Here is a 7,018-nt window from a genome sequence, read left to right as displayed (position 1 = left end):
AGCAGGAAAGCGAACCTAAAGGTTCGCACTACATTTATCGAATGTCACAGGTTAATTCGTGTCCATTTGTGGCTAATTTCTCTAATTCTCTGTGAACTCTGTGCCTCTGTGGCTGAACGGTTACAAACAATGAATAAAGAATTGAATAAAAGTGTCAATTGTTCATTTACTGATAGGACATTGCTTTTTGAGTGTTTTGGGTATTATATCCATTTGTGCCCATTGTGAGGATATTTTACCACAAATTTTATCCTTTGTCAACAAAAAATTCGGCTCTTTGGACACACTTATCCTGAGAGCGTTGCGTAGGAGTTAAAGCTATATCTATGGTCACAGGCATTGCTTTACTTCATTTTCTGCCATCTTTTGCTTATTAAATTTGCTCCAGAGGAGCAATCTGTTTGTAGAAGAAAACCCACCCATCACATAAAGCTCCATAGGAGCGACCTAAATCATTCAATCCATTTTTCAGGTCGCTCCTCTGGAGCTAATTTTTGGTTAATTTGATTCCTACTACAAACAGGTTGCCTCTACGAGGCTAATTATTTTTTGGAGTTACAACTATATAGTATTCCCTCCTCTTGATCTCAACTAAGCAAATTATTTCTTTTTTGTCGCTTTGGCATCTTTTATCACCCAAAACTCTCCCAAACCCGTACCATAACTAAAAACTATTTGCAACGCTCTCCTTATCCTCCCGAAGGTAATTGGAAGGTCATAAAAGAGTGAAAGAGTAGGTGAGAAGCACAAAGGGTATCATCTTCCCTGCCAGGAACCATTGTAAAACCATCTCTTAGTCCCTCGCATGGTTTTCAGAATTTAGATGATGTCAAAAAAAAGTTAAAGATATATACAACCCTTTTCACATCGATGTATCAAATCTCTCGCCATAGTTATAAGATTCAGCAGTGTCACGGACACTACACTCCATACACTATTTAGATTGTAAATTGATGACGACAACATCATCCGCATCAATTGTTAATTCAATCTCATCTTTAGATTTAATTAAAACCGAAGATTCCTTGTAGGAAAAGAGTTTTGTTGCTTTAATAAAATTCAGGTCTTTGAATTTTAAGATTCCTTCTTGTTTTCCCAGCCGATTGATGATAAAGACTAAATACCCTTTTCCCACATTTCTTATTACTACTTCTATTTCCAAACTGGTTAAGATTTTTTGTTCAACACCTGAAATTTTCATAAGATGAGTAATAAAAGTGGTTAAAGATGTTCTTGTGGATTTAGAGAGTTGGTAGTAAGTTGGTGTAAGAAAACAACCACCAGGGAGCGTGCCAATGACGATACTTTTGCCCAACCCGAGATGAGATATATAGCCAACAGGTTTGCCTTTATATTTTAAGATGGGGGTTACTGCCTTTTCATAAAAACTTAGATAATAATCTGCTCGAATATCCCCTACCTCTGATTTTATCTCTATCCCTTTATATCTGGCATGTTGTCCCACCAACAAAGGTTCAAAGGTATCACAGATATGCATCTGGGTTTTATGTGCCTTTTTCAAAGTCGGTCTTGTCCAAAGATTGTATTTGATAAGAAAATGCCAAATAAGGTGTTTAAGCAACCTTAAACGGTCAGGGTAAATTTCTTGCGAGGGAATTTCTGGATAAATATCAGTTACTTGTAATGGATTACCATAGATATCTTCAGTAATGGGTTTGGGAAGGGTAATAAGATTTCCACCGTGTTTAATATATTCCCTTAGTTTCTCTAATAAATCTGGCGAAATAAACCCTTTGGTTGGAAATATAACCACTTTAAATCTCTTCAAATCCGTAACCCTTTCTATGGATAAAATTTCGGGATTAAAACCTGCCTGAAGAAGTAAGGCGTAAATGCCATAATGCCCTAAAAAAGCCATATATTTGATAGGGTCTGGAAATATTTGAAAAGGAAGATAATCTTGCGGCGTAAATCTAAAATTAGGGAAATAGGTTAAAATCGCAATTGGGTCATAAATCGCGGTGGAGGAGATTAACATTTGCTCATTCTCTACAATAAATTTATTAACTTTAGTGACTAAATCATATCTTGGGGTAGTATTTCCCTGATAATCAAGGATGGATTTAAAATTATAAATTTCACCAGTTATCTCTACGCCATCATGAACAGGGAATAGACAAAATCCTTTGACGCCGTGGGCAATTGACCCCATCATTACCTGTAATGTCGCCTCATTTGACACATAAGCCCTTTTATCAAACCAGCCACTGCCTAATTCACCAGCAAACAATGGTTTTTTAGAAGTATAAGCTTTAAATAACGCCGGATATTGGGAATTAGAAAAAGGAAAATCTGCGGTATAAAGGCTACCAGTGGCTTTGGTGTATAAATTATAGCCATAAATATCTCCGATAGGTTCTTTTAATTCGGGATTGGTTGGAGAAAGATATGTGGCTGGTTCGTTGATAAGCAGAGGTAAATCGACCCCTAATTCTTTAATCAACTCTTTAAGTTTCAACAGATATTCTGTTACCCATACTTCCAAAAAAATCTGCCAGTCCATAGCCTCCTGACGACCAAATATTTTCTCTGGAGGTAAAATCTCTGAAAAAGATGAATAGTTCTTCTTGAAGACCTGATTTAGGGTAGATAGAGCCTGATATTTTTGTTCTAAAAAACTTTGGTAATGATTGATGGTGTCAGAATTAAAATCTAATTCCCCAAGTTGGTTATAGAACATAAGTCCGGTTTCATTGTCTATCTGGAGCATAACAATAGGGTCATTAAAATATGGCTGGATGACATCAATAACCGCAGAAAACCATTTTTTGATTAATGAAAGGTAGGTAGGATGGAGTAAGGAGTAATTATAATAAAAATCTCCCTTATGTGGTTTACCATTGGGCTTAAGCATCACGGTTTCTTTATATCGCTCTCCAATCCATAAAGGATTACCCAATCCCCGGTATTCGGCGTAGATGAGGGGTCCTGGCTTGATAACTAAAAACAAACTCTTTTTTTTACATTCTTCTATAAAGCCAATTAAATCTCTTTCTGGATAGGTTTTCCCTCTAAAATCAAAGTTACCTTCCTCTACCTCGTGCCAGACCCATGGGACATAAGTGGAAATACCATTAAAGCCAATAGATTTTAGTTTTGAAAGTCCTTCTGCCCAAAGTTTTTTCTTTATTCTAAAATACTGGAATTCACCGATGAGCAAAAATCTTTCTTTTTCCTGTAAGGTAAAAACTCCATTTTTTATATTTAGGCTTTTCATCGCATTATTTTTTCTATTTCCATCATAATTTTTTCTGTAGCACCTAAGCTTTCTTTGACTAATTCAAAGGCAGATTGACCTGATTTAGTAAGTAATTCTGGCTGGGTTAATAATTGCATCATTATAGTTGTCAATTCTTGCGAAGTGGTAACGACAAATCCTGCTCCTCTTTCAACTAATAATCTTGCCTCTTTAGAATTATTAATCCTGGGACCGAAAAAGACTGGTTTACCCATAACCGCTGGCTCAAGGCAATTATGCACCCCATAACCAAAACTCCCTCCTACATAAGTCAAATCTCCCAGTTGATAAAGTTGGGCTAATAGTCCTATCCGGTCCACGACGATTACTTTTGCATCACCAATTGTGCTGAATTCCTTTAATGTTGACCATTTGATAGATAAAAGGTCTAATTTTGAGGTCATTTTCTCTATTTCCTTCAATCTCTCATAATTTGGTTCATGCGGGACTAAAATTAAGATTAAATCTTTAAATTGGCTCAGGAGGTGCTTATATGCGGATAATATTATTTCCTCATCCTTTTGCCAGGTACTTCCAGCGACAATTATTTTCGCCTCATCCGGGAAAAAGTTTCGAGTTTTAGATTCTTCTTTTTTAACCTTGATTAATCTTTGATATACCTGGTCATATCGGGTATCACCACAAACTAAAATTTTAGTTTGTGTAGTTAATGTTTTAAAAATCGCCTCATCCTCTTTTAAAATAGCACAAATGGTGTCAAGTGAACTATATACCTGTTTATAAAACGATTTTGTAAGCAAGTTCAGTTTGGTATGGGAAAGGCTTCCGTCAGCTAAAAGTATTGGAATCTTCATTTTTTTCGCTTGCCAGACAAGATTAGGCCACAGGTCATATTTAATAAAAATAAGTCCGGCTGGGTTAACAAGTTTAAGCATTTTTTTAGTATTAGCGGATGTATCAAACGGTAGATAGGAAACAATATCGGCGTCTTTATAATTAATATTAGGTTCATAGCCTGATGGAGAGAAAAAGGTAACTAATATTTGGACATCCTTTTTTTCTTTTAAAGTGCTAATGATAGGTTTTGCCTGCTCAAATTCTCCCATCGAACTGATATGAAACCAGAGCCATTTCCCTGGGGTTAATTTCTTCTTTAACTTAAGGATAAGTTTTTTTCTTCCGACTAACCCTTTTCTTATCTTTTCATTAAAAACAGCCCCTAAAAAGAATCCAGAATAAAGAAGTGGTAACCCCAGGGCGTTATAGAATATTTGGTAAAAAAGTTTCATTTATATCCAGCCTACTGTTTTTCTTTTCTAATTAAGTTTAAGAAAGGTTGAAGGATATCTACTGGAATTGGAAAGACGATAGTTGTATTTTTTTCAACCCCTATTTCAGTTAAGGTTTGTAAATATCTGAGTTGAACGGCCACCGGAACTCTATTGATAACCTCAGCGGCTTGAGTTAATTTTTCTGCTGCCTGGAATTCACCTTCGGCATGAATAATCTTCGCCCGCTTTTCCCGTTCTGCCTCAGCCTGTTTTGCCATCGCTCGTTTCATCGCCTCAGGTAACTCAACATCCTTTACCTCAACCACACTTACCTTTATTCCCCAGGGGTCTGTTTGAGAATCGATTATTCGCTGTAACTCCTGATTTATTTTATCCCGATGTGCTAATAACTCATCTAATTCTGATTGTCCAAGAACACTCCTTAAGGTCGTTTGAGCAATTTGCGAAGTCGCATAAACATAATTAGTGATTTTAGTAATCGCGTTTGCTGGATTAAGCACTCGAAAGTAACAAACAGCATTAACTCGAACAGTGACATTATCCCGCGTAATGACTTCTTGTGGTGGAATATCCATTGTGACAGTTCTTAAATCAACCTTATTCCATTGTTCAAATAATGGAATAATATAAATAATCCCTGGCCCCCGGTCACCAACTAACCTTCCCAATCTAAAAACTACGGCTCTTTCATACTCACGCAAAACCTTAATTCCGCCAATTAAAAGCACAATCCCAAAACCTATCACCACTAATGAAATATGTCCCATTTTTTTCTAACCTCCTTTGTTTGGTAAATGGTAATTGGTTAAATAGTTACCAGTTACCAATTACCAGTTACCAGTTAACCAATTACCAATTACCAAATTTCCTTATCTTTAATTTTAATCCTTCCATTCCGACTATTTTTACTTTTTCACCTTCTTCAATCACCTCCTCGTTTTCAGTTATAGCCTCCCATATTTCACCTTGAGCAAAGACCAATCCTTGTTTTGATATTTTTGTTTTAGCTATGGCAGACTCGCCAATTATTCCTTCTTTTCCAGTAGTTACCTTGCGTCGATGAGCGCGAATACTCAACCCAATAGCAATAAAGGAGGCTAAAGCAGTGCAAATTGCCACGGCTAAAATTAAATTCCTGGAAATAGTGATGAAAGGAGCGGCAGAAGAGTCAATCAGGATAAAAGAACCAAATATCAAGGATATACCACCTCCTATACTTAATAGCCCATGTGAAGGGGCAAATGCCTCTAATATTAAGAGGATGAAACCAAGAATAATTAGAAGTAAGCCGGCTAAATTAATTGGCAGACTTTGTAGTCCAAAGAAGGCTAATATCAAACAAATACTGCCACAAACAGCCCCTAATCCTATGCCCGGCGAGGCAAATTCATAGATAAGCCCATAAATACCCAGCATTAATAAAATATAAGCCACATTTGGCTCAGCAATGGCGTGGAGGAATTTCTCTCTAAAATTCATCTTGATTTCTTGCGTGGCTATGCCTTTTGTTACAAGTTTAATCGTTTCTTTTTTCTTTTTTATGATTTTTCCATTTAATTTTTTAAGAAGGTCTGAGAAATCTTCGGCAATAAAATCAATTACTTTAAGGTTAAGAGCCTCTTTTTCTGTAATAGATTTGCTTTTGCGCACAGCATCTTCTGCCCATTTGATATTGCGTCCTTTTTCCTCAGCAATGCTTTTAACCCCTGCAACTAAATCATTGGTAATTTTATCTTCCATAACCCCAGCACTTTTTGTTCCTTCGCCTTGAAAAGGAGCACTACCCATAGTTACCGGATGTGCGGCACCAATATGGGTCATTGGTGCCATAGCGATGACATCACAGGCTAAAGAAATAAATACACCCGCAGAAGCCGCCCTTGCACCTCGTGGGGAAATATAAGTAATAATCGGGATTTTAGAGTTAAGTATTTCCTTGACAATATTATGGGTAGAACTGACAAGTCCTCCTGGGGTATCCATTTCAATGATTAAACATACCGCTTCCTCTTTAACCGCTTTATTAATCGCATTGACTAAAAATCGCTCGGTGACAGGATTAATTACACCTTCTATCTTGACCTGATAAATAATCTCTGTCTTTGCCCAAACAGGGCTATAAATAAACAGGAATATTACGGTTAAAAAAATCAATTTCCACTTGTGCATCTTTTTCCCTCCTTTCTTGTAACCGTTCAGGGCTATACATTAGAAGTATAAACAAGGAGAAACGGTCATGAGTCTGCGACTCACAAATGACGATGAAAATAGTAGAGGGGAGAGAGAGAAAGAAGAGGCTTGTCTTTCCTTACTTTCTACTTTCTACTCTCTACTTTCTACTTCCTTATTTTCAGAGGAAATGGTAACCGTTCACCGCAGAGACACAGAGACGCAGAGAAGAAAATTAAAATTTATGGACGATACGCTTAATCCCATCCTTGAGGATATATATTTCGTAACATTTTAGCCATCTGAAGTGAAATTCAGGTAATCAGTTATCGGTGAT

The 7,018-nt window shown here is 36.7% G+C and carries 6 protein-coding genes; 2 read left to right on the top strand and 4 right to left on the bottom strand.

Annotated elements, in window-relative coordinates; genetic code table 11:
* Positions 1 to 228: hypothetical protein (locus tag AB1414_12970; GenBank protein MEW6608334.1), on the top strand; the 228-nt coding region annotated here is incomplete at its 5' end.
* 706 nt (positions 229 to 934) lie between these two features.
* On the opposite strand, the gene AB1414_12965 is transcribed toward AB1414_12970, so the two are convergent.
* From AB1414_12965 to AB1414_12950, 4 genes are all read right to left on the bottom strand, one after another.
* Positions 935 to 3,238 carry an alpha-amylase family protein gene (locus AB1414_12965; protein MEW6608333.1) on the bottom strand — a complete coding sequence of 768 codons (2,304 nt, stop codon included), beginning with the start codon at positions 3,236 to 3,238 and terminating at the stop codon, positions 935 to 937.
* Entirely contained in the window at positions 3,235 to 4,509 is a 1,275-nt protein-coding gene (locus tag AB1414_12960; GenBank protein MEW6608332.1) for a glycosyltransferase N-terminal domain-containing protein, read from the bottom strand. Before AB1414_12960 ends, AB1414_12965 begins: the two co-directional genes overlap by 4 nt.
* An 11-nt stretch (positions 4,510 to 4,520) precedes the next feature.
* The gene (locus tag AB1414_12955; GenBank protein ID MEW6608331.1) at positions 4,521 to 5,279 is read right to left on the bottom strand and encodes a slipin family protein; all 759 of its coding nucleotides are present in this window, start codon (positions 5,277 to 5,279) and stop codon (positions 4,521 to 4,523) included.
* Positions 5,280 to 5,361: 82 nt separating this feature from the next.
* Complete coding sequence (locus AB1414_12950; protein MEW6608330.1) at positions 5,362 to 6,681, bottom strand: nodulation protein NfeD; 1,320 nt, start codon at positions 6,679 to 6,681, stop codon at positions 5,362 to 5,364.
* 67 nt (positions 6,682 to 6,748) lie between these two features.
* On the opposite strand from AB1414_12950, the gene AB1414_12945 reads away from it, so the two are divergent.
* The gene (locus AB1414_12945; GenBank protein ID MEW6608329.1) at positions 6,749 to 6,979 is read left to right on the top strand and encodes a hypothetical protein; all 231 of its coding nucleotides are present in this window, start codon (positions 6,749 to 6,751) and stop codon (positions 6,977 to 6,979) included.
* The last annotated feature ends 39 nt before the right edge of the window (positions 6,980 to 7,018 follow it).

Source organism: bacterium, assembly GCA_040755795.1.
In the GTDB taxonomy this organism is placed as follows: Bacteria; UBA9089; CG2-30-40-21; order CG2-30-40-21; family SBAY01; genus JBFLXS01.
Note: the sequence above shows the minus strand (reverse complement) of the source record. Positions and strands in the feature narration are given on the sequence as shown.